1 pseudogene is annotated in these 469 nt (G+C 65.2%); it reads right to left on the reverse strand.

From position 1 onward, the window contains the following. Nucleotides 1-68 precede the first annotated feature (68 nt). Nucleotides 69-469 (reverse strand): annotated as a pseudogene (locus tag G3I71_RS47135) (peroxiredoxin); the annotation flags it as partial.

Genomic DNA, 469 nt, shown 5'->3' on the forward strand with positions numbered 1-469 from the left:
CAACGTTCCGATCCTAGTGACGGGTTCCCGTTCGTACACGGTTTTGGTACGGAATCTGCCCGAGACCCTCAGAGGCTGTCGAGGGCCTCGATGTACTCGTTCAGGTCACGGGCGTCGGGCAGTCCGTTGACGACCGTCCAGCGCACGACGCCGTCCTTGTCGATGATGAAGGTGCCGCGCACCGCGCAACCCTTGTCCTCGTCGAAGACCCCGTAGGCGCGGGAGGTCTCCCCGTGCGGCCAGAAGTCGGACAGCAGGGGGTAGTCGAGGTTCTCCTGCTCGCCGAAGACGCGCAGGGTCGGCACGGAGTCGTTGGAGACCGCGAGGAGCTGCACGTCGTCGTTCTGGAAGCGCGGAAGCTGATCGCGCAGCTCACACAGCTCGCCGGTGCAGACGCCGGTGAAGGCGAACGGTTAGAAGAGCAGCACGACGGCCTTCTGCCCACGGAAGTCCGAGAGCCGCACGGTGG

Source organism: Streptomyces sp. SID12501 (genome assembly GCF_010550245.1).
Classification (GTDB): Bacteria; Actinomycetota; Actinomycetes; order Streptomycetales; family Streptomycetaceae; genus Streptomyces.